The organism is Geobacillus sp. PLS 41, from assembly GCF_056494105.1.
In genome coordinates this window covers 2537048-2558110 of the sequence record NZ_CM151395.1, presented here as the reverse complement: position 1 = coordinate 2558110, position 21063 = coordinate 2537048, and the positions used below count along the sequence as shown (strand labels likewise).

Here is a 21063-nt window from a genome sequence, read left to right as displayed (position 1 = left end):
TGTGTTGCATGCAAAAGGCTGATCGAAAGGTAAATAGACGAATAGAAAACCGCCGTCATCCGGCTTCATCCGGCCGACGGCGGTTTTTTGTTTGGACAGGGGTCCGTTTTTTTCCATTCTCATGAATAATTTTCCTGTTGGGTTGAACAATAAAGAAAGACAAGAGCCGGGCGAAAGGGGGAGAAAAGGTGCCGGCCATCGAAAAGCGAATCCTGATCTTCTCTTTCGTTGTCATCGCCTTGTACGTGTCGCCGTATTTTGTGCTTGGCGAGGATGCGCATATGCGCGTCCACGACAATTTGGATTCGAACATCGCCTGGTATAAGGTGCTCACTCGAAGCGGTGAGCTGTTCGGACCGGTCGATGGCGTCATTCCGCAAATCATCAACGGCCTGCCGCGCAACGCGTTCGGCACAGAATTCAGCGGCATCGTTTGGCTTCACGCCCTGTTTCCATCCATTTACGCCTATGGGCTCAGTCAAGCCGCAACCCGCGTATTGGCGTTCATCGGCATGTATTTGCTGCTGCGAAAACATGTGCTGCCGGGCGAGCGCTGGGGATGGATTCGCATCGGCTCTTCGTTGACGTTTGCCTTGACGCCGTTTTGGCCATCGGGAATGTTAAGTACGCTCGGGATGCCGCTTGCGCTTTGGGCGTTTTTAAACATTCGGGGCGGCGAGCGTTCATGGGTGAACTGGGCGGTGTTGACGCTTTTGCCGCTCTATTCGAGCTTCGTGCTTGGATTTTTCTTTTTCTTGAGCGCGCTTGGGATTTGGTGGCTCATTGATGTCATCCGCGGCAAGGGTTGGAATTGGCGGTTTTTGGCGGCCATCGTCTATATGACGATGCTCTATTTGGCGGTCGATTACCGGCTTGTCCATTCGCTCTTGTTTTCCAATGAGCCGACAAGCCGCGACGAATATTTCCACGCCCGTCTGCCGCTTTGGCGCGTCATCCGGCTGACGTTCAAAAACTATGTGCTCGGCCACACCCACGTCATGACCGTGCATGGGCTCGTCATTTTACCGGTGACGCTCGTTGCCTTGTACATTGTATGGAAGCGGAAAAGCTGGCGGCGGGAGAAACTGTTTTTGATTTTGCACGGGTTGAACTTCGCGCTGTCGACATGGTATGCGTTTTGGTTTTACAAAGGATGGCTGCCGCTCACCGAACGGTTTGATTTGCTCGATAAGTTCAATTTCGCCCGCTACCATTTTTTGCGGCCAATGGTGATTTACGTCTTGTTTGCACTGGCGCTGAAAATTTTTTGGCAGGAAGGCCGAAGGTGGCGGGCGGTCGGTGCGGCGGCCATTGTCTTGCAGCTTGTCGTGCTTGCTTTATGCAATGAGGAAATCGTCTACCGCGACAAGCCGTCGTTTCGCGAGTTTTACGCGGAAAAGCAGTTTGCCGCCATTCGCCGCTATATCGGCCGCCCGGTGCATACATACCGTGTCGCCAGCATCGGCATCCACCCGGCGATCGCTCAATACAACGGCTTTTACACACTCGATACGTACAACAACTTTTATCCGCTCGAATACAAGCATCGGTTTCGCCGCATCATCGCCAAGGAGCTTGCGAAAAACAAAAAACTGCGCGAGTATTTCGATGAATGGGGCGGGCGCTGCTATTTGTTCGTCGATGAGCTCGGCAAGCGGTATATGTTTCAGAAAAACTCGAAGCGGACGATTCGCAGCTTGGAATTGAACACAAACGTGTTTTATAACATGGGCGGGCGCTACATTTTTTCAGCGCTGCCGATTGAAAATGCCGACGAAAACGCCTTGCGCCTTGAGCGGGTGTTCCGTTCCAAAGAGTCCGCGTGGACCATCTATTTATACAAAGTCGTGCCGGAGGGAGGAAGGTGACATGTTCGAACCGACGTTGGCTATTGTTGTGCCGTGTTACAACGAAGAAGAGGTGCTGCCGGAGACGATCCGCCGCTTACGGGAGTTGCGCGAACAATTGATTGAAGAGCAGCTCATTTCATCCAACAGCGCGCTTTTGTTCGTCGATGACGGCAGCTGTGATGACACATGGAAGATCATATACAAAGCGAGTTTGCGTCACCCGGAAGTGAAAGGGCTGAAACTGGCGCATAACGCCGGCCACCAAAACGCGCTGCTTGCTGGGCTGTTCGCCGCGAAAAGGCATGCCGATTGCCTCATTTCGATCGACGCCGATTTGCAAGATGATGTAGCGGCGATTCGGGAATTTGTGCAAAAGTTTCGTGAAGGCTATGACATCGTCTACGGCGTGCGCCGGCGGCGCGATGCCGATACATGGTTCAAGCGCCATACGGCGCAAGGGTTTTATCGGTTGATGAAGGCGTTTGGCGTCGATCTCGTTTACAATCACGCCGACTATCGCCTTATGAGCCGGCGCGCTGTGGACGCGCTTGAACAGTTCGGGGAAGCGAACTTGTTTTTGCGCGGCATCGTTCCACTTTTGGGCTTTCGGTCGGCGACGGTTTATTATGACCGAAAAGAGCGGCTGGCCGGGAAAACGAAATATCCGCTGAAAAAAATGATCGCCTTTGCGCTTGACGGCGTGACGTCGTTCAGCGTCACCCCGATCCGTTTCATTTCGCTCGTTGGGTTTCTCTCGTTTGTCGTCAGCTTGATGTTTGGCGCCTATTTTCTTTTCCTCAAATGGGTCGGGCATACGGAAATGGGTTGGACGTCGCTCATTACGTCCATTTGGCTGTTAGGAGGGTTGCAACTGATGGCGCTCGGGCTGATTGGTGAATATATTGGAAAAATTTACAAAGAAACAAAACGGCGGCCGCGCTATATCATCGATTTGGATTTGTGGAATTGGCCGCTGCCGCAGCGGCTGTCGCCGGCGGCGCCGTCCGAAGAGGGAGGGGCGGCCGAATGGACGCGTTCGTAATGGAACAAAAAGGGAGGTGCGCTTTGGCGGCCGCCTTTTTTCTTTGTCTTGCAATTCAAAAAAAGAAAGAGTAGACTGATGGATGGGGAGAATGGATCATTCTATTGGCCGAAAGTACGGCGAAAGCCAGTGTATGGCCGGCGAAAGGGCTTGGAAAGGGGAGAAACCGGAAATGGCCAATTGGCATGAATGGGCGGAACTGCTCGAGCGGGTAAGAGAGGAGAATCCGCTCGTCCATAATATCACGAATGTCGTTGTGACGAATTGGACGGCGAATGGATTGCTTGCGCTTGGCGCTTCGCCGGTGATGGCGTATGCGAAAGAGGAAGTGGGCGAGATGGCGAAGCTCGCTGGAGCGCTTGTCCTCAATATTGGGACGTTGAATGACAAAGAGGTGGAAGCGATGCTTGTCGCCGGCCAGGCAGCCAATGAAGCCGGCGTGCCGGTCATTTTCGACCCGGTCGGGGCCGGGGCCACGCGCTACCGGACGGAGACGGCGCGCCGCATCGCGGAACAAGTCAAGCTTGCCGTGATCCGTGGCAATGCGGCGGAGATCGCCAATATGATTGGTGAGGCGTGGACGATTAAAGGAGTCGATGCCGGCGGCGGCAGCGGCGATCGAGTGGCGTTGGCCAAACGGGCGGCGGAGCAGCTCGGCGCCGTTGTCGCGATTACTGGAAAAGAGGACGTCGTTGCGGACGGACAGACGACGTATCTTATTCAGAACGGCCATCCGTTGTTGACGAAAGTGACCGGAGCGGGCTGCTTGCTGACATCGGTCATCGGAGCGTTTGCGGCCGTTGAGCGCGATGCGGCGGCAGCGGCGGTGGCCGCTCTTGTGTATTACGGCGTCGCAGCGGAGCAGGCGGCGGCCAAAGCCGGGGAGCGCGGACCGGGCAGCTTCCAGACGGCGTTTTTGGACGCGTTGGCGTATACAAGCGTCGATGATGTCAAACGGCATGGCCGGGTGGAACAACGGTAAAAGGGGAGGAGAAACACGATGGTGTACAAAGCGTTGACGATTGCCGGGTCGGACAGCGGCGGCGGCGCCGGCATTCAGGCTGACTTGAAAACGTTCCAGGAGCTCGGCGTCTTTGGCATGTCAGCGATCACGGCGGTGACGGCGCAAAACACCCTTGGCGTGCAAGGAGTCTATCCGCTCTCGGCGGAAGCAGTCGCCGCCCAGATCGAATCGGTGGCCGCCGATTTAGGCGCGGATGCGGTGAAAACCGGCATGCTCTTTAGTGCCGAGATCATTCGTACGGTTGCTGAACAAGTGAAAAAACATAAATGGGAGCGGCTGGTCGTCGACCCGGTGATGATCGCCAAAGGCGGCGCTCCGCTGTTGCAAGAGGAAGCGGTGGCCGCGCTGAAAGAAGAGCTGCTGCCGATGGCGCTTGTCATTACACCGAACATTCCAGAAGCGGAAGCGTTGACGGGCGTTGTCATCCGCACGATGGATGACCGCCGCGAAGCCGCGCGCCTCCTCCACCGGATGGGCGCCCGCTATGTCGTCGTGAAAGGCGGCCATGACGATGATGGCGAAGAAACCGTCGACTTGCTGTATAACGGCAGCGAATTTTCCTATTTTAAAAGCAAGCGAATTGACACGCGCCATACGCACGGAACCGGGTGTACATTTGCCGCGGCGATCGCCGCTGAGCTGGCGAAAGGGCGGCATCCTGTCGACGCTGTCGCGACGGCGAAGGCGTTTGTGCAATCGGCGATTGCCCACCCGCTCGGCATCGGCCAAGGCCATGGGCCGACGAACCATTGGGCGTACCGCCAATATGGAGAGTGAGAACGATGGTGCGCATCGCGAGCGGCGAAATGAAGGAGCGGCTGGCTGTTTACTTCATTATGGGAAGCCAAAACAGCGAACGTCCGGCCGCCGATGTGCTGAAAGAAGCGCTTGACGGCGGTGTGACGTTGTTTCAATTCCGCGAAAAAGGGCCGGGCGCTTTAAAAGGGGCGGACAAAGAGGCGCTCGCCCGGCAGCTGCAGCGCCTTTGCCGCGCTTATGGGGTGCCGTTTATCGTCAACGATGACGTCGAGCTGGCCCTCGCCATTGATGCCGACGGCGTCCATGTCGGTCAAGACGATGAGGACGCGCGGCGCGTGCGGGAAAAAATCGGCGATAAAATTTTGGGCGTCTCAGCGCACAACGTCGAAGAAGCGATGGCGGCCGTTGAGGCGGGCGCCGATTACCTCGGCGTCGGCCCGATTTACCCGACCAGTTCGAAAGAGGATGCAAAGGAAGCGCAAGGACCGGATGTTCTCCGCCGCTTGCGCGAAGCCGGCATCACCATTCCAATCGTCGCCATTGGCGGCATTACGGCTGCGAACGCCAAAACCGTTGTGGAAGCCGGGGCGGATGGAGTATCCGTCATCAGCGCCATCGCTTCGGCTCCGTCGCCAAAGGCGGCGGCCGCCGCCTTAGCGGAAGCGGTGCGGGCAGCCCGCACGCGCTGAATGAAAAAGTCGGTTTCCACTTGTAGGCAAAGCGCCATAAATGGAAAAAGGTGTCCCGTTGATATTTCGGGACACCTTCTTTTTTGACTGCTAGGTCGTTGTCTGCCGCCAGTTCGGCCATCGCCATTCCAACAGCGGCCGCACGAGCCGGACGACCGGCTTGCTTCCAAGGATGAGCATCATGGCAACCGACAGTGCAAGCAGAAGCGGATAGCCGTGCACATCCATAATAAAGTCTGGGAATGGCGTCTCGTGCAAATATTTTAAAATAAACCCGTGCAAGATATAGATGTAAAACGTGCGCGCCCCGAGCACGGAAAAGGAGAAGCGACGGCTCGGGATGAGCGACAGAAAGCCAAACATCATGAGCAGGCTCGCCCCATAAATGGCGAGGCGGCTCGCAATGCCGGCTGATTCCGAGACGCCGAGCGTATCGTACGATTTCGAGCCGTACAGCCAATCTTGCGGCAAATCCGGAAACCCGAAATGGATGACGAAAAACATGCCAACAAGCACGAATAGCGAAACGAGGCGCACTGGGGCGGCAAACAAGCGCTCGATCGCCGACTTTTGAAAGAAAAATCCAAGCAAAAAGAACGGGAAAAACGTGAGCGTTCGCGACAAGCTCAGCCATTTTTCCACTTCCATCATCCCGCCGGCAAGGCCGAAAAGAAGCGCCATCGGCAATGCGATCCGCTTTGGCAGCCGGCCGAACCATAACAGCAGCACGTTCCAGCTAAACAGGCTGAGCAAAAACCATAAACTCCAATGCGGGGTCAATAAGTCAAGTTCCAGCGACTGTTTGTCATACAGGAAGAAATAGTAGATCGAATACACCAGCTGGAACAGAACGTACGGGATGAGCAATTTTTTCGTGATCTTTTGCAAGTAGCCGTGCTCGTGGAATTTTTTTGCGAAATAGCCGGAAATGAAAACGAACGCCGGCATGTGGAAAAAGAAAATCCACGTATACAAGCTGTGCACCCATAAGACGTCATCAATGTACGGGCGCAGAAAGTGGCCAAACACGACGAGGAGCATGAGCGCGCATTTTGCGTTGTCAAAATAATAGTCCCGCTCCTTCATAGTGTTTCCTCCTTTCTGTACACACCAATTCGAATCATACTCCTTCTTTTTGAGGGAGTCAACGCAGGAAACGAAGCGATGGGATGTCCGCTGTCATCAGTTTGCCAAAGAAAGGTGATGATTCGGTGAAAAACAATCGGCGCGAAATAGGCGATATGACGCAGTTGCTTGAAATCATCAACGCCAAAGGAGACGAAGGCGAGCTTCATGAGATTGTCTGCAACGACGAGTTGTTTTGGAAAAGCTTGCGGGCACAGGCGGAAGACAGTGCGAAAGGAGAGGAGTAAATGGAACTGTTGCGGGCGAAGCGAATGGCTGAAGCCGGGGAGATCGTTCCGGTGATGTATAAAGGGAAACAAGTGGTGATTCAGCACGTCGATGATGAGCGCGAAATGGCTCGCGTTTATTTCACCGATGAGCCGGAACACGAACAAGACGTACCGGTGCGACTGCTTGAGGAACAATGAGAGATGTGCAAATTGTCGCCGTTTTGTCAAGGGAAAGACGATGACACTGTCTGTTCTTCTATGGTATAATGATTCAAGAAACGACGCTTGAACATTGGAGTGACAAACATGAACATCGGCTTTGGAGAAATTGCGCTCATCGTCTTTTTCGCTTTGCTCATTTTCGGGCCGAAAAAGCTGCCGGAGTTAGGACAAGCGGCCGGGAAAACGCTGCGCGAATTTAAGAATGCGACAAAAGGCATCATCGACGATGACGAGACGACAAAAGCGCAAAAATAAGAGGTTGGGCATAGAGGCCTGGCCTCTTATTTTTGCATTTCGTCCGTGACCAGCCATTTCCTCCGCGATGCGGCAAAAAAGAGACAAGCTCTGTCAAGGGGCGCCATATACATATATATGGAGGCATGTTGGCTCGTTGGGATAAGCCGTGGCGGAGGGGTTTCGTGATGATCAAAAAAATGGCGGCGGTGATTGTCGGCAGTCTGCTTCTTGGCGTTGGCATCAACGTCTTTTTAGTCCCTCACCATTTGCTTGATGGGGGGATGATCGGGCTCGGGCTGATCGCCAAATACGTGTGGCACGTTCAGGCTGGGTTGACGATGATCGTCTTAAGCGTTCCGCTTTATGCAGCCGCATGGTTTTACTACCGCCCGTTTTTTTACAACAGCTTGCACGGACTTTTATTTTCCTCATGGATGATTGACGTATTGTCCGTTTTGCGCGGCGTGGTGGTGTTGGATCCGCTTTTGAGCGCGGTCATCGGCGGGGTGCTGGTCGGCGCGGGCATCGGCTTGATGCTGCGCGAGGAGACGAGCACGGGCGGGACCGACCTGCTCGCCCAGTTTATCGCTAGATGGACGAACTGGAACGTCGGGATCATCATTTTTGTCATTGACGCCTGCATTATTTCAGCTGGGAGCATGATCATCGACTCAGTGCCGTTTGTCCACTCGCTTGTCGTCGTCACGGTCGTCGGAGCGGTGACGACGATGTTGACGTGCGAAAAAACGATGGGGGTATAGCCCGAATCCCCATCGTTTTTCGTGTGCGCCCGGCATGGGTGCAGTCTATAGGGTGAAAGTCCCGAACTGCGAAGGCAGAAGTAGCAGTTAGCTTAACGCAAGGGTGTCTGCGGCGACGCAGAATCTGAAGGAAGCGGGCGGCAAACTTCCGGTCTGAGGAACACGAACTTCATAGGAGGCTGGGTATCATTGGGTGAGTTTGCACGACAAAACGAAGCCCTTTCTGCCGAAGGTGATACCGAGTAAATGAAGCAGATGGATGGAAGGAAAGACTGCACTCTTACCCGGGGAGGTCTGTCCGGGAAGCCAAGTGCGCTTGGCAACCGTTGGAGCGATCCAACGCTGAACGGACAGAAGTCAGCAGAGGTCATAGTACCCGTCTAGCTTAGATAGAAGGGGAAGGACCGAACCATGAAGGAGAACGGCCACTAGGCGTTCATCTTCTTTGATGAAGCAGATAACCCGAAAGGGCCTGCTTGAGGGGGGAAATGGTGAAGTCCATGGGGAACCTCAAGAGGGTGGAGAAGAAGATGGCACAAATAGAACGGACCGTTCACGTAGAGAGGAAGAATCGGAATGTGGATGAAACAGGTAATGTCACGGGAGAATCTCCTGCGAGCACTCAAACAAGTGGAAAAGAATAAAGGGTCCCATGGAACCGATGGAATGTCCGTCAAAGACCTGCGAAGACACCTCGTGGAACATTGGGACGCGATACGGCACGCTTTAGAAGAAGGGACCTACGAACCTTGCCCGGTCCGACGGGTCGAAATCCCGAAACCGAACGGAGGAGTCAGGTTACTAGGAATCCCGACCGTGACAGACCGGTTCATCCAACAGGCCATCGCCCAAGTGCTCACGCCGATCTTTGACCCATCCTTTTCGGAACACAGCTACGGGTTTCGTCCCGGTCGAAGAGGACACGACGCGGTGAAAAAGGCGAAGCAGTATATTCAGGAAGGATATACATGGGTGGTAGATATCGACTTGGAAAAGTTCTTTGATCGAGTCAACCATGACAAACTGATGGGGATATTAGCGAAACGAATTCCAGACAAAATCCTCCTAAAGTTGATACGGAAGTATCTACAGGCAGGGGTCATGATCAACGGGGTGGTCATGGAAACACAAGAGGGGACTCCACAAGGAGGGCCGCTCAGTCCACTCCTGTCCAACATTCTCCTGGATGAGCTGGACAAAGAATTGGAAAAACGAGGGCACAAGTTTGTACGGTATGCGGATGACTGCAATATCTACGTAAGGACGAAGAAGGCCGGGGAACGGGTGATGAAATCGATCACGGCATTCATCGAAAAGAAACTCCGGCTGAAAGTCAACGAAACCAAATCGGCAGTGGATCGTCCGTGGAGGAGAAAATTCCTCGGTTTTAGCTTCACCCCAAGTAAGGAGCCAAAAATCCGAATTGCAAAGGAAAGCATTCGGCGCATGAAGCAAAGGATACGCACCATGACGAGCCGATCGAAACCGATTCCCATGCCCGAACGAATCGAACAGCTCAATCAATACATTCTGGGATGGTGTGGATACTTTTCGCTAGCAGAGACCCCAAGTGTGTTCAAAGAACTAGATGGATGGATTCGACGAAGGCTGCGCATGTGCCAATGGAAAGAGTGGAAACTTCCGAGAACCAGAGTCCGAAAACTGCAAAGTTTAGGAGTGCCCAAGCAGAAAGCATATGAATGGGGAAACACTCGGAAGAAATATTGGAGAGTGGCCGCCAGTCCCATCCTGCATAAAGCCCTTGGCAACTCCTATTGGGAGAGCCAAGGGCTGAAGAGTCTTTATCAACGATATGAATCTCTGCGTCAGACTTAATGGAACCGCCGTATACCGAACGGTACGTACGGTGGTGTGAGAGGACGAGGGTTAGTCACCCTCTCCTACTCGATTTCAGCAGAAATTTAGGCGCGCCTCTATGGAATATGGCATCGCTTGCCGGCGTGGGCTGTTCGCCCCCAGAGGCGCCGTTTCCGGCTGTTTGCTGATTTATGCTGTGGGGGAGTTTTTAACATCGTTCGCACAGGAGATGAGAATTTTGTCCGTTTGACCTTTCCCAGCGACGAGTTCCCCAATCATTGGCGGAAGGAGCATCGGTTATTGCTTAGCCAGCTCGAGCGCGCGGTAGACGTTAATCAGCCCATAGCCGTAATACGGATCTTTTCCTCTCTCTCCCAAATCGTCAGCGCTTTCGAGAATAATGTCGCGCACTTCATCGTTCGAAAGCCGCGGGTTGACGGAGCGGATCAAAGCGGCGAGTGCGGTGACGTGCGGCGCGGCCATCGACGTGCCGGAAAGGGCGGCGTACCGGTGGCCGGCAAACGTGCTGGCAATGTTCGTTCCAGGCGCGACGACATCCACATAGTCGCCGTAGTTGGAATAAAGCGCATAGGAAAGATCCGGGTTGACAGCGCCAACACTGATCACTTCTGGATAAGCGGCTGGGAAGCTCGCCTGCGACGTGCTGTCGTTGCCGGAAGCGGCGACAAGCACGACATCATGAGCGTCGGCGTAGCGGATCGCTTCCTCAAGCACCGAGGACGGTTGGTAGTTGCCAAGGCTTAAGTTGATGACTTTTGCCCCGTGGTCGACCGCCCAGCGGATTCCTTTCGCTACATCAATGCTCGTTCCATAGCCGTCCGCATTTAATGCTTTGACGGCCATGATCGGGTTGAACCATGTCATGCCGGCGACTCCTTCGCCGTTGTTCGGCTGTGAGGCGATAATGCCGGCGACATGGGTGCCATGGCCATTTTCGTCATTCGGAGAGCGGTCGTCGGCCAATACGTTATATCCGGGCAGAAGGCGGCGGGTTAAATCGGGATGGGTCAAATCGACTCCGCTGTCGATGATGGCGACAGGCACATTCCGCTTGCCGCGCGACAGCGTCCAGCCGTCTTCGGTATGAATGGCCGGCAAGTTCCACTGGTAGCGGGCGTAAAACGAATCGTTCGGCACCGGCGCCGGCTTGTTCCACTCATTTTGCATGTAAATGTAGTGCGGTTCGCAATAATCAACCGTTGGAAGAGAGCGGAAATAGCGGCGCATTTCCTCATACGTTTGCTCGCGCGAGCGGAATACAAACACGTGGTCGACCTGCTTGATGAACTGGCCGGCGATGGCTGCCTCCATTTGTTGAAGACGGCTTTCCGATGGCAATGCCCGAAAGCGGACCACGATCTCATTGGCGAAATAATGGCTTCGGTCACCGCGGCGATTATGGAGGATTTCCCGAATGCGCGGGTGCTTGTTCAACTGCTGTTTCAGCTGCTCGCCTGCGCTTAAGCTGTCTAAGGCGACAACGGTTGGATGGGTGGGTGCGACCTCGGCGTCAAACGGCTTCAGCCGCGGTGGAGCCGGGGCGTTTTCTTCTGGAGCCGGTCGCCCCAAGACGGCTGCGGCAACGAGTAGAGCAACAACCGCGCTGGCCGCGGCCCATATTCGGTATCGGCGTTTCACGCTGTTCACCTCCTTTGTTGTTAGGATGGGCGATTGACGGACAAATCATGAAAAATGGGATTCACCTTTTGCCATGGTGAAATCCCATTTTCTTCTTCAGCGGCCGACCGATTGCATACAGATGCAATTTGAAGTTTTCACATTTGCGGCTTTTGCCGAGCATTTGATCGACTGTCGGGAGACCGAACAACGCCGCTTTCAGCCTCATGTATGGGTCTGAGAAGCGGATGGTTGTTCGGTCTTCCGTCACGCCAAGGCGTGACGGGGGCAAGCCTGTGGCTTGCCCTCGACAGTCGAAAAATAGATAAGCGGCTTTTCTGTCAAAGATATGTTAAACGTTTTGATTGTATCTAGACAGCACTTGCTGCGCTGCTTGCAGATCGAGGCGCAGCTGCTCTTGAACGTTCGTCGGATGGTAGTACCCTTTGTTGACCATATATTGGCTGATCTGTTCATGGAATGTGATCGCGTCATTCAAATGTTGCTTTAACGTGTTGCGCACTTCTGGGGTGGAAGCTTCGGCAATGGCCATCGCGCATCCTTTAATGGCGTTTTTCGCACTGATCAGGCAATCAGCGGCGATCATTTGATCGTTCAATACGCCGGTCGGTGTCATCGTTGCCTGCATCGTTGTCCCTCCTTTTGTCCTTATGACAGCAAGTTTTGCAAGTCGCGGATGTGCTGCTGTGTCTTTTGCATGTCTTGTTGAATGAGCGATTTCAATTGTGGATCGCTTGCCATTTGCTGCATGGCGGCACTTTTGGCAAGACAGGTGCTTTTAAACATAAGCAGTTCGTGCAGCTCAAGCGTTTCGTGTGTTCCTGCCGCGTTCATTCTTCTCACCACCTTCCGTGACATAGTATGTGTCCGGCTGTTTGCAGTATGGGTGGGGAATGATGGGAAAAGCGGGTCGTGGCGCTTTGAACGATCGCGACAATGGGGAAAAGAAGGAGTCCGCGCGCTCAAGTTTTGCCTAGAGCGGGGCATACTATGGGCGCAATCCGCTTTATGAAGGAGGTAGGGAAACGGGTGAGAAAAACATTCATTGTGCTAAGCGTTGCTGTTCTCCTTCTTTTGGTTGCCGGGGCCGTTCTTCTTTTGCGCCGAGGCGAGTATGCGTTTGTGCCGGATGGGAGCGATATTGCGCCGTATGAAGCGAGCAAACAGACTGGAATCGATGTGTGGGGGCGATGGATCGCAGCGGATGACCGCCGCATCCAAGCGTTGTCGGCTAGAAACGAGCATTTGCAAAAAGAGGAAGGGGCGGTTGTCGTCGATGACCGGTTGCTTCGTCTCGGCAAGGAGGTGTTTTATAAAGAAACGTTCGGCAATGAAGTGTTTTTGACCGACATTATGGGTATTGTCGACGGGCCGCTGACGCTTGCCAATATGGCCAAAGCTATTGTCGCATTAAAAGGAGAAGGGACGACGAATTTGCGCGTGCCGCTTGCCGAAGATGTGACGATCGGCGGCCGCACATATAAAAAAGGCGAGTTGATCGACACGGGCATCGACGTGCCCAAAGGGTCATACTTGCCGCTCGGGATGCCGATCGTCACCGACGGCGGCCGCATGCGCGTCGGCATCAGCTGCGCCGCCTGCCATGCGACCGTCGATCCAGTGACCAAAAAAGTGGTGGAAGGGGCGCCGAACAACGATTTGAATGCCGGAATGCTCATGGCGTTGGCGACGAATTCGAGCGCTTATTTTACTCATGCCAATATCCGCTCGCTGAAAAAATATATCCGCTCGTTCGATCGGACGATCATCGATTCGCACGGGCGCAAAGCGGCGCTGCCGGATCCGGAGCTGCTTGAGCGGGACGTGGATCGCATTTTTGCCAGCTGGCCGCGCGGCAATTTTGATTCGACGATCGATATGAAAGCGAATCCGGCGCAAATTCCGGATTCGTTTACACGCGGCGACCATCCGTACGGGTGGAGCGGCTTTGCCGCCGCCGGCTCATTCCATGGCTTGGCTGCTTTCAGCAACAACGTGCACGCGCAAAATGCCGATTCGCTCGCGCAGGCGGAAATTAGCGATGCGCTGTTTGGCATTGATAAAGAAGTGTATCTCGGCACGATTTTGCAAAACGCCGCCCATCCGCGGTTTCGCTATCAGCCGACGACAAAGGAGAAACCGTCCGCCTTTTTCGCGAAAGTCGACCCGACGCCGAAAACGGCCGGCGTTAATCAGTTTGTCGCGCCGCCGCAGTTTCCGAAAGTATCGCTCGTCGCTCCAGATGGGTTGATCGTCAGCGAGCCGGGTTATCGGTTCAATGAGCAAAACAATGCCGTGGCCGCTTGGCAAAATACGCTCAATCCGCCGCCAAATGAACGGATCAGCGAGGAGCGGGCGGCGAGAGGAAGAGAGGTGTTTGTCCGCGCCGGTTGCATCCGCTGCCATGCCGGGGCGTATTTGACGAACAACCGAGTCATCGCTGCTGATGTAGTGGGCACCGAGCCGTCGCGGGCGAAAGCGCTGAAGAAAACAGAAAAAGTGTTTGGAGAGCCGGTGTTGTACGCTCCTGACACGCCGGTGCCGATTCCAAAAGGGGCGAAAGTGTTGAAAGTGCCAACTGATCAGTTAGACCGAGAACAAATCCGGCTCTCCTTTGCTCATGGCGATTCACCGGGAGGGTATAAAGTGCCGAGCCTGATCGGGCTCGCTTGGAGCGCTCCATACTTGCATGATGGCGGCGTGGCGGTTGGGCCGAATGGTGAGCTCGGGCTTTCGGGCACCGTTCAAAAAGGCATCGCCCCTGATGCGCGCAACAGTCTGCGGGCGCTGATCGACCGGACGTGGCGCGAGCGCGTCATCGCCGCCAACGCCAAGGACTCCGACTTGCGGACGGTGCATGTGACCGGCGCCGGGCACCGGTATTGGATCGACCGTCAAGCCGGATTTACGAAGGAAGAGCAAGAGGCGGTATTGGACTATTTGTTGTCGCTCACCTCGCGCTGACCGCATTGTGCGGTCGTTTGTTCTGCGCTCATGCCGCTGGGAATAGTTCCCTTGCAACGCTGTTATAAGACGGCTCACACTAATAGGCAAGGGAGGGAAAGCGATGAGCGAAACATGTTTTTACTGTCAGTGCGAGTTTCATCGGCATCACCTTTTTTTCATCCATCTTGCCCATTTTCGCTGTTCGTCATGCAGGGAGGCGGATGGAAAACGTCGTCATGTTGTCGTCGGAAGAACAGCAGATATCCCCGCCGTGGTCTTCGATCACTTTTTTGCAAATGTACAGGCCGATGCCGGTTCCGAGTTTTTTCGTTGTAAAAAACGGCTCGAAAATCGTTTCCACAATGTCGGCTGGAATTGACGGACCGTTGTTGGCGATTTCGATGATGATGCTTCCGTCTTGGCAACGGGCGGCGATGTTGATCCGCCGCGGTTTTTCCCTCTCTTTCACCGCTTCGATCGAGTTGAGCAAAATGTTTACCAGCACCTGGCGCAGCTGATCTTTATAGGCAAATATATGTATGGATTCATCGATCGCCACCGAAAGGTCGACATCGCTGTCGACGATCGTGGCGTATAAAAACTCGATAATTTCCTCCAACAACTGGTACAGCGAAAACGTTTCTTTTTCGCTTTCAACAATTTCTTTGCGTGAGGCATGCAAAAATTGCGAAATGCGAAATTTCAGCTGCTGCAACTCATGGTCGATAATGTCTAAATAAGGAAGATGCGGATGCTCAAACTTCAATAATTGAATAAAACCAATAATAGCCGTAAGCGGATTGCGAAACTCATGGACAAAACTCGATGACATTTGCCCAAGCAGCGTCAGCCGGTCTTGATGCGATCTGGCAATGAGCGCGTTTTTTTCATGCAGTTCTTTTTCCTTTAACTCATTGTATTTTGTGATGGCATGAAACAGAAATTGGTCAAACAGCTCGTTCAAATGGTCGATGAGCGGGGACAGCTCGTCGACCGGCAGCGGCGCGGCGAGCGCGTGGTTGATGACGAGCCGCCTCCCAAGGTTGACGTTGTAGACGAGAGCGCCGATGCCGACATTCATTTCCGCACGTTCTTTCGCGATTTTGTTGGCTAACCGTTCGACCGTCTCGCTAGATAGCGACCGCAACAGCGCTTCTTTGACCAGCTCAAACACTGCTAAGCCGTTTTGTTCGACATGATCGATGTATTTGTCATCGTCGGCAATTTTCATATGTTGCCGCCAATAGGCGAGAAAGTTCGGCAAATGGGCTTCTAAATGGGTGACGAGCTGCTGTGCCGCAGATGCCAAAAAAGCCACCTCGCTTTCCATCATTTATTTTTTATTATAAGGGGGAATATCGGACTAGAACAGGGGAAAAATCGCAATCGGTCCGGCCAAACGAACGTCCTTTTGCGAAAAACGATCAAAAAACCTGGTGCTGCGGGCGGGACAGACTGTTTGAACGAAAAAAGAAAAATCATTTATAATGAATGAGGCAAACAAATATTTTGCTAAAGGTTGGGGACGATCGTGAAATTGTATGACTCGATTTTAGATTTGATTGGCGGCACGCCGATTGTAAAGTTGCAGCGTCTTCCTGACCCGGACGGCGCGGATGTGTATATGAAGCTTGAATCGTTCAATCCGGGCGGCAGCGTCAAAGACCGGCCCGCTTGGGAAATGATCCGCCGCGCCGAGGCGGAAGGGAAAATTGCACCGGGAAAAAGCACGATCATTGAACCGACGTCCGGCAACACCGGCATCGGCCTGGCCATGGTGTGCGCCGCCAGAGGTTACCGTTGCATCATTACGATGCCCGACAATGCGACGGTCGAACGGGTGAAAATTTTAAAGGCGTACGGAGCCGAAGTCTATTTGACGCCGGCGGAGAAGCGGATGCAAGGGGCGATCGATGAGGCAAACCGGCTTGCTGGCGAAATCCCTGACAGCTTTATTCCGATGCAGTTTGAAAATCCGGCCAATCCGGATGCACACCGGCATACAACAGCGGTGGAAATTTATGAAGCGTTTGATGGACGGCTCGATGCGTTCGTGTTAACCGCCGGCACCGGCGGGACGGTGACCGGAACAGGGGAGGAGCTGAAAAAACGCATCCCGAATTTGCGCATTTACGTCGTTGAACCGTACGGTTCGCCTGTGTTGTCGGGCGGCAAGCCGGGGCCGCACAAAATTCCCGGCACGGGTCCGGGGTTTATCCCGAAAATTTTAAATCGCTCGATTTATGATGACATTTTTTTGATCAAAGATGAGGATGCCCAACAGATGGCGCGCGAACTGGCGGCGAAGGAAGGCATTTTGGTCGGCGCTTCGGCCGCTGCCAGTGCCTATTACGCCATCAAAGTGGCGAAACAGCTCCCCAAAGGCGCCCGCGTCCTTTGCATGGCGCCCGATTCCGGCGAGCGGTATTTGTCATCCGATTTATTCGCTGATTAAGCGGACGGCGCATCGGCGAAAAAGCGAGGGCCGTTGGCTTCACTGCTCCTTGCCTTTCATGGGAAGAGAAGCATTCCTCTCTGCTAAACAGGAGAGGAATGTTTTTGTTTGGTATTTCTGATGCAATTTAAAGCTTTAACATTTTTCGTTTTTACCGGTCATTTCATCCGACTGTCGAGTGACCGAACAACACCGCTTAAAGACCCATGAATGGGTCTTTAAGCGAGTCGTTGTTCGGTCTTCCGTCACGCCTTAGCGTGACGGAGGCAAGCCTATGGCTTGCCTTCGACAGTCAAAAATGGATGAGCCACTTTTCCGTCAAGGATATGTTAAACGATTTCGTTGCATCTATATAGTTTGCAGAAAGCGGATAGTAGAGCAACAGTTGCCGTCCCTTTTTGCCTTCGCGCCGCCGTCCGCTGTCGATAAAACCGGCAGTCAAGTACAATCGCTGCGCTGTCAAGTTTTGTTCATTGACAGCAAGCACAATTTCGTTGATGTAAGGTGGAGAGGAAGTGTTCGCTTGGCTTTGGAAAGACAACAAGGGCGGAACAGCATGGCGCGCATCGCGTTGACGCTGGTGATCGCGGCGCTCGGCGGCTTCATTTTCGCCTTGTTTGGCGTTCCGCTCCATTGGATGCTCGGTCCAGCAGCTGCGTTGCTTTTGGTTGGTCGTTTTTTGAAGGGAAAGTTGTATTGGCCGGTCGGCATTCGCAACGCTGCGCTCATTCCGATCGGCTATACGCTAGGGACATCGATGACGGCAGGAACGCTTGTGGAGATGGGCCGACAATTGCCGGCGATGTTGCTGGCGACGGTGTTGATTTTGTTGTTTAGCTTCCTTGTTTCTTGCCTTGTCGCGAGATGGACAAGGATTCCGCTCCGTTCGGTTGTCACCGGCAGCATCCCCGGCGGATTGTCGCAAATGCTTGTGTTGGGCGAGGAGCTCGACGGTGTCGATGCAACGATTGTCACGTTTTTTCAAGTGATGCGCCTGATGGGCGTCGTGTTTCTCGTCCCGCTTATCGCCTTAAGCCCGTTCTTTTCCGGCGGCGCTGAGGCGGGGACGGGCGCAGAATGCGGACAAGGGGCGCATTGGAGCGTCGGTCTTGTTTGGCTGTATTTGATCGTCACGGTTGCCAGCGCGATCATCGGAAGGCGCATCAAACTGCCGACTGCCTATTTGCTTGGCCCGATCATCGGAACATCGGCTCTGGTCATTGCCGGGACGCCGGCGCCCCATTTGCCAGCTCCTTTGTTAGATATCGCGCAAATCGCGATGGGCGCTTATCTAGGCTTAATGCTGAAACCGGCTCGCATCGCGGAAAAGGGAAGAGCCGTGCTGGCCGCTGTGGTTACCGGTCTTGCGCTCATTTTGTTTTCCATGGCTTCGGCATTTGTCTTAACGGCTCTGCATGGCGTGTCGTATTTGACAGCGTTCATCGCCTTGGCGCCGGGGGGCATGGATCAAATGGGAATTTTGGCGCGGGAGGCGCATGCCGACCTTGCCGTTGTGACAAGTTATCAAATGTTCCGCATTTTTTTCATTTTGCTTGTCGTTCCACCGGTGCTGAAAAAATGGTTTGCCGCCCGCTGGTTTCGGTGGATCGAACGATGGACCATACATCATGGTGGGCGGTCCATGCAGTCTGCGTCAATCCAAAAGAAAGGACTGTGACAAGAAACAAATATATGCTAAACTAGAAAGAAAAAGGAGGGGGTTGCCATGAACCATTCGACCGTTTATCGTCCGCATAGCCCAGTGGCGAAGTTGGCGGTTTCCTTTTTAGCGGCGCTGGCCGTTGCGACGGCGGGGCTGTATGCCGGGCAATGGGTGCCGGCTGGCCTGTATTTGCCCCTTTACGCGCTTGAACTTGTGCTGCTGTTGGTCATGATGTTCGCCCGCGTGAAAAAAGCTGTCGGCTATCCGCTTATGTTTGCGTTTATGTTTGTCTCGGGGGCGACGCTCTATCCGCTCATCGGCTATTACATTTCCATCATCGGCGCGGCGGCGGTGTTCAAAGCGTTTGCGCTGGCCGTTGTATCGTTTTCCGGCGTTGCCATTTACGCAGCGAGAACGAAAGAAGATTTTTCGTTCCTCGGCGGGTTTTTGATGCTGGGCGCGTTTGCGCTCCTTGGCTTGCTGATCATCCAATGGTTCATCCCATTCTCAAGCGTAGGGCAAATGGGCATCGCCGCTTTGGGGATTCTGATTTTCCTTGGTTTTACGATTTACGACATCAACCGTTTGGCCCGCTATGGCTTTACGGAAGCGGACATCCCGATGATTGTGGTCAATATTTACCTTGATTTCATCAACTTGTTTGTCTACATTTTGCGTTTTTTCGCCAGCGATGAGGATTGAGCGCCAAAAAGGGCTGCTCCTTTGGGGCAGCCTTTTTTCCATGACCGTGGCATTGATCAAAGCGGCAAGTCGAAATGGTGCGGCTGTTTTTTTACGGCATTAAAGGGGAAACGCGGTGAGGCAGGAATCGGCAAACGGTGGGGCGAATATAGAGAAAGAAATGGAGAAGAAAGGAGCCTCATGATGAAGTTTGCCGTCAATGTATCGACGATTTTCACGGAAGCGCCGTTTCTCGCCCGGTTTGCCAAGGCGAAGCAGCATGGGTTTTCGCACGTTGAATGCCAGTTTCCGTACTCGGTGGCTCCTGAGGCGATTGCTGATGAACTCGAGCAGCTTGAGCTGTCGCTTGTTTTGCTGAATTTGCCCGCTGGCGATTGGGAAAAGGGGGAGCGCGGGCTCGCCATTTTTTCTGACCGTCATGATGAATTCCGGCGTGCACTGGAGGAAGGAGTGCGTTATGCGCTCGCGCTCGGTGTACCGAATCTTCATTGCATGGCCGGAGTGTTGCCAAGGGACTTGCCGCGCGAGCGGGCGAAGGAGACGTATATGCGCCGCATTGACGAAGCGGCTGCAACGCTTGCTGTTCATGGTTTGACGCTGACGATTGAACCGATCAATCCGTTCGATATGCCCGGCTACTTTTTAACCGATATTGAGGAAGCGGCGGCGATCATACGCGATCTCGGCCGGACGAATGTGAAATTGCAATATGACGTCTATCATATGGCTCGGCTCGGACGCAATGTGACAGCGACGTTTGCCGACTACGCACCGCTCATCGCGCATGTGCAATTCGCTGATGCCCCCGGGCGGCATGAGCCGGGGACGGGAGAGCTTCCGTATCGCGAGATTTTCGCATTTTTGCAAGAGCACGGCTACAATGGAGCGATTGGACTTGAGTACATTCCATCAGGGAAAAGCAGCGAAAGTTTTGTTTGGTATGATGAATACCGCGGAATGAAAGGGGGAGGCGGACGATGACACGCGTCGGCTTTATTGGATTGGGCGTGATGGGCTCGCGCATGGCTAGACGGCTGCTTGAAGCGGGATTCAATGTCACGGTGTACAACCGTACGACAGAAAAAGCGGTTCCGCTTGTCAACCTTGGCGCCCGACAGGCGGCGACAGTGGCAGAGCTGGCTGGCGAGGCGGATATCATTTGCACGTGCTTATCGATGCCGGATGATGTCATCGAGGTGTATACAGGTGAAGGCGGCGTCCTTAGCGCGGCCCATCCGGGGACGATTTGCCTTGATTTTACAACCGTCGGTCCGAAAACAAGCCGGTTTGTCGCTCGGCGCGCCGATGAGCACGGCGTCGCCTATTTGGACGCGCCGGTAAGCGGCGGGCCGGAAGGGGCGGAGCAAGGGGCGCTGACGATCATGGTCGGCGGGGCGAAAGAAGCATGGGAGCGGGTGCGTCCGTTGCTTCGGGTGTTAGGAAAAACGGTTGAATATTTAGGAGAAAGCGGCGCCGGCAGCGCGGCAAAAGCGATCAACCAGTACTTGGTCGCCGTCCATTCGGTCGCCGCGGCGGAAGCGATGGTCGCTGGCGTCGCTTATGGGCTTCATGCCGGGAAGCTGTATCGGCTGTTAAAAGAAAGCTATGGAGACAGCCGGATGTTGCGCCGCCATATGGAGCAGTTCGTGTTGCCGCGTCGATTCACTCCTGGCGGGGCGGTCAAGTATGTACATAAAGATGTGCGCTTGGCGAACGAGTTGATGGATGAAATCGGCCTTGGCCGCCGACTCGGCATTCAAGCAGAAGAAGCGTTTGCCGCAGCGATCGCCGCAGGCCTTGCTGACTTGGATATGGCCGCGGTCATTCAGCCGCTCGAGCAGCGGGTCGGAGTGGTGGTGGAAGAGACGGAATGAACAAAAT

At 54.1% G+C, this 21063-nt stretch carries 21 protein-coding genes; 16 read left to right on the top strand and 5 right to left on the bottom strand.

Annotated features, from left to right (window positions below; all coding sequences use genetic code 11):
* Positions 1 to 188: 188 nt before the first annotated feature.
* From ACVX3G_RS12860 to thiE, 5 genes are all read left to right on the top strand, one after another.
* A complete protein-coding gene (locus ACVX3G_RS12860; RefSeq protein WP_011231003.1) occupies positions 189 to 1868 on the top strand; it encodes a DUF6044 family protein in 1680 nt (559 codons plus the stop codon).
* 1 nt (position 1869) lies between these two features.
* Positions 1870 to 2892 carry a glycosyltransferase family 2 protein gene (locus tag ACVX3G_RS12855; RefSeq protein ID WP_014195663.1) on the top strand — a complete coding sequence of 341 codons (1023 nt, stop codon included), beginning with the start codon at positions 1870 to 1872 and terminating at the stop codon, positions 2890 to 2892.
* A 172-nt stretch (positions 2893 to 3064) separates the two neighbouring features.
* Entirely contained in the window at positions 3065 to 3874 is an 810-nt protein-coding gene (gene thiM, locus ACVX3G_RS12850; RefSeq protein WP_011231005.1) for a hydroxyethylthiazole kinase, read from the top strand.
* 18 nt (positions 3875 to 3892) lie between these two features.
* Positions 3893 to 4693 carry a bifunctional hydroxymethylpyrimidine kinase/phosphomethylpyrimidine kinase gene (thiD, locus tag ACVX3G_RS12845; protein WP_011231006.1) on the top strand — a complete coding sequence of 267 codons (801 nt, stop codon included), beginning with the start codon at positions 3893 to 3895 and terminating at the stop codon, positions 4691 to 4693.
* A 5-nt stretch (positions 4694 to 4698) separates the two neighbouring features.
* On the top strand, positions 4699 to 5364 hold the full coding sequence (gene thiE, locus ACVX3G_RS12840) for a thiamine phosphate synthase (protein ID WP_011231007.1): 666 nt from the start codon (positions 4699 to 4701) through the stop codon (positions 5362 to 5364).
* 90 nt (positions 5365 to 5454) lie between these two features.
* Here thiE and ACVX3G_RS12835 read toward each other — a convergent pair whose 3' ends face one another.
* Positions 5455 to 6450, bottom strand: a complete 996-nt coding sequence (locus ACVX3G_RS12835) for an acyltransferase family protein (protein WP_011231008.1) — start codon at positions 6448 to 6450, stop codon at positions 5455 to 5457.
* Between the two features lie 125 nt (positions 6451 to 6575).
* Between ACVX3G_RS12835 and ACVX3G_RS12830 the strand changes: the two genes are divergently transcribed.
* The 5 genes from ACVX3G_RS12830 (at position 6576) to ltrA (ending at position 9775) form a co-directional block, all read left to right on the top strand.
* Positions 6576 to 6737, top strand: coding sequence for a hypothetical protein (locus ACVX3G_RS12830; protein ID WP_235046464.1), 162 nt, complete (start codon positions 6576 to 6578; stop codon positions 6735 to 6737).
* Positions 6738 to 6917, top strand: a complete 180-nt coding sequence (locus ACVX3G_RS12825; protein ID WP_011231010.1) for an H-type small acid-soluble spore protein — start codon at positions 6738 to 6740, stop codon at positions 6915 to 6917.
* Positions 6918 to 7025: 108 nt separating this feature from the next.
* Positions 7026 to 7196 (top strand): twin-arginine translocase TatA/TatE family subunit, encoded by a 171-nt coding sequence (locus ACVX3G_RS12820; protein WP_011231011.1) that lies wholly within the window; start codon positions 7026 to 7028, stop codon positions 7194 to 7196.
* A gap of 167 nt (positions 7197 to 7363) precedes the next feature.
* On the top strand, positions 7364 to 7939 hold the full coding sequence (locus tag ACVX3G_RS12815) for a YitT family protein (protein WP_014195667.1): 576 nt from the start codon (positions 7364 to 7366) through the stop codon (positions 7937 to 7939).
* A 576-nt stretch (positions 7940 to 8515) separates the two neighbouring features.
* Positions 8516 to 9775, top strand: a complete 1260-nt coding sequence (ltrA, locus tag ACVX3G_RS12810; protein WP_011230853.1) for a group II intron reverse transcriptase/maturase — start codon at positions 8516 to 8518, stop codon at positions 9773 to 9775.
* 279 nt (positions 9776 to 10054) lie between these two features.
* Here the strand turns inward: ltrA and ACVX3G_RS12805 are convergent, their stop codons facing one another.
* From ACVX3G_RS12805 to ACVX3G_RS12795, 3 genes are all read right to left on the bottom strand, one after another.
* Positions 10055 to 11416, bottom strand: a complete 1362-nt coding sequence (locus tag ACVX3G_RS12805; RefSeq protein WP_011231013.1) for a S8 family peptidase — start codon at positions 11414 to 11416, stop codon at positions 10055 to 10057.
* Between the two features lie 331 nt (positions 11417 to 11747).
* The gene (locus ACVX3G_RS12800) at positions 11748 to 12044 is read right to left on the bottom strand and encodes a spore coat protein (RefSeq protein WP_011231014.1); all 297 of its coding nucleotides are present in this window, start codon (positions 12042 to 12044) and stop codon (positions 11748 to 11750) included.
* Positions 12045 to 12064: 20 nt separating this feature from the next.
* Positions 12065 to 12250 (bottom strand): DUF892 family protein, encoded by a 186-nt coding sequence (locus ACVX3G_RS12795; protein ID WP_011231015.1) that lies wholly within the window; start codon positions 12248 to 12250, stop codon positions 12065 to 12067.
* A 195-nt stretch (positions 12251 to 12445) separates the two neighbouring features.
* Here ACVX3G_RS12795 and ACVX3G_RS12790 point away from each other — a divergent pair, with 195 nt between their 5' ends.
* Positions 12446 to 14380, top strand: a complete 1935-nt coding sequence (locus tag ACVX3G_RS12790) for a hypothetical protein (protein ID WP_021321814.1) — start codon at positions 12446 to 12448, stop codon at positions 14378 to 14380.
* 187 nt (positions 14381 to 14567) lie between these two features.
* Here the strand turns inward: ACVX3G_RS12790 and ACVX3G_RS12785 are convergent, their stop codons facing one another.
* Positions 14568 to 15671 (bottom strand): sensor histidine kinase, encoded by a 1104-nt coding sequence (locus tag ACVX3G_RS12785; protein WP_014195670.1) that lies wholly within the window; start codon positions 15669 to 15671, stop codon positions 14568 to 14570.
* A 222-nt stretch (positions 15672 to 15893) separates the two neighbouring features.
* On the opposite strand from ACVX3G_RS12785, the gene cysK reads away from it, so the two are divergent.
* The 5 genes from cysK to ACVX3G_RS12760 all read left to right on the top strand — a co-directional run bounded on the left by cysK (position 15894) and on the right by ACVX3G_RS12760 (position 21056).
* Entirely contained in the window at positions 15894 to 16817 is a 924-nt protein-coding gene (cysK, locus tag ACVX3G_RS12780; RefSeq protein ID WP_011231021.1) for a cysteine synthase A, read from the top strand.
* 556 nt (positions 16818 to 17373) lie between these two features.
* Entirely contained in the window at positions 17374 to 18495 is a 1122-nt protein-coding gene (locus ACVX3G_RS12775) for an AbrB family transcriptional regulator (protein ID WP_020278860.1), read from the top strand.
* A gap of 48 nt (positions 18496 to 18543) precedes the next feature.
* Positions 18544 to 19182, top strand: coding sequence for a Bax inhibitor-1/YccA family protein (locus ACVX3G_RS12770; protein WP_013523641.1), 639 nt, complete (start codon positions 18544 to 18546; stop codon positions 19180 to 19182).
* Positions 19183 to 19365: 183 nt separating this feature from the next.
* Positions 19366 to 20163 carry a hydroxypyruvate isomerase gene (gene hyi / locus ACVX3G_RS12765; RefSeq protein WP_031213236.1) on the top strand — a complete coding sequence of 266 codons (798 nt, stop codon included), beginning with the start codon at positions 19366 to 19368 and terminating at the stop codon, positions 20161 to 20163.
* The gene (locus ACVX3G_RS12760; protein WP_011231025.1) at positions 20160 to 21056 is read left to right on the top strand and encodes an NAD(P)-dependent oxidoreductase; all 897 of its coding nucleotides are present in this window, start codon (positions 20160 to 20162) and stop codon (positions 21054 to 21056) included. Before hyi ends, ACVX3G_RS12760 begins: the two co-directional genes overlap by 4 nt.
* The last annotated feature ends 7 nt before the right edge of the window (positions 21057 to 21063 follow it).

Bases quoted from the DNA above. Each gene is read 5' to 3' on its own strand.
- ACVX3G_RS12775 (WP_020278860.1), top strand. From the start codon at position 17,374: ATGGCGCGCATCGCGTTGACGCTGGTGATCGCGGCGCTCGGCGGCTTC.
- ACVX3G_RS12800 (WP_011231014.1), bottom strand. From the start codon at position 12,044: ATGCAGGCAACGATGACACCGACCGGCGTATTGAACGATCAAATGATC.
- thiD (WP_011231006.1), top strand. From the start codon at position 3,893: ATGGTGTACAAAGCGTTGACGATTGCCGGGTCGGACAGCGGCGGCGGC.
- ACVX3G_RS12795 (WP_011231015.1), bottom strand. From the start codon at position 12,250: ATGAACGCGGCAGGAACACACGAAACGCTTGAGCTGCACGAACTGCTT.
- thiE (WP_011231007.1), top strand. From the start codon at position 4,699: ATGGTGCGCATCGCGAGCGGCGAAATGAAGGAGCGGCTGGCTGTTTAC.
- ACVX3G_RS12770 (WP_013523641.1), top strand. From the start codon at position 18,544: ATGAACCATTCGACCGTTTATCGTCCGCATAGCCCAGTGGCGAAGTTG.
- thiM (WP_011231005.1), top strand. From the start codon at position 3,065: ATGGCCAATTGGCATGAATGGGCGGAACTGCTCGAGCGGGTAAGAGAG.
- ACVX3G_RS12835 (WP_011231008.1), bottom strand. From the start codon at position 6,450: ATGAAGGAGCGGGACTATTATTTTGACAACGCAAAATGCGCGCTCATG.
- ACVX3G_RS12855 (WP_014195663.1), top strand. From the start codon at position 1,870: ATGTTCGAACCGACGTTGGCTATTGTTGTGCCGTGTTACAACGAAGAA.
- ACVX3G_RS12815 (WP_014195667.1), top strand. From the start codon at position 7,364: ATGATCAAAAAAATGGCGGCGGTGATTGTCGGCAGTCTGCTTCTTGGC.
- ACVX3G_RS12825 (WP_011231010.1), top strand. From the start codon at position 6,738: ATGGAACTGTTGCGGGCGAAGCGAATGGCTGAAGCCGGGGAGATCGTT.
- ACVX3G_RS12760 (WP_011231025.1), top strand. From the start codon at position 20,160: ATGACACGCGTCGGCTTTATTGGATTGGGCGTGATGGGCTCGCGCATG.
- ACVX3G_RS12820 (WP_011231011.1), top strand. From the start codon at position 7,026: ATGAACATCGGCTTTGGAGAAATTGCGCTCATCGTCTTTTTCGCTTTG.
- hyi (WP_031213236.1), top strand. From the start codon at position 19,366: ATGAAGTTTGCCGTCAATGTATCGACGATTTTCACGGAAGCGCCGTTT.
- ltrA (WP_011230853.1), top strand. From the start codon at position 8,516: ATGTGGATGAAACAGGTAATGTCACGGGAGAATCTCCTGCGAGCACTC.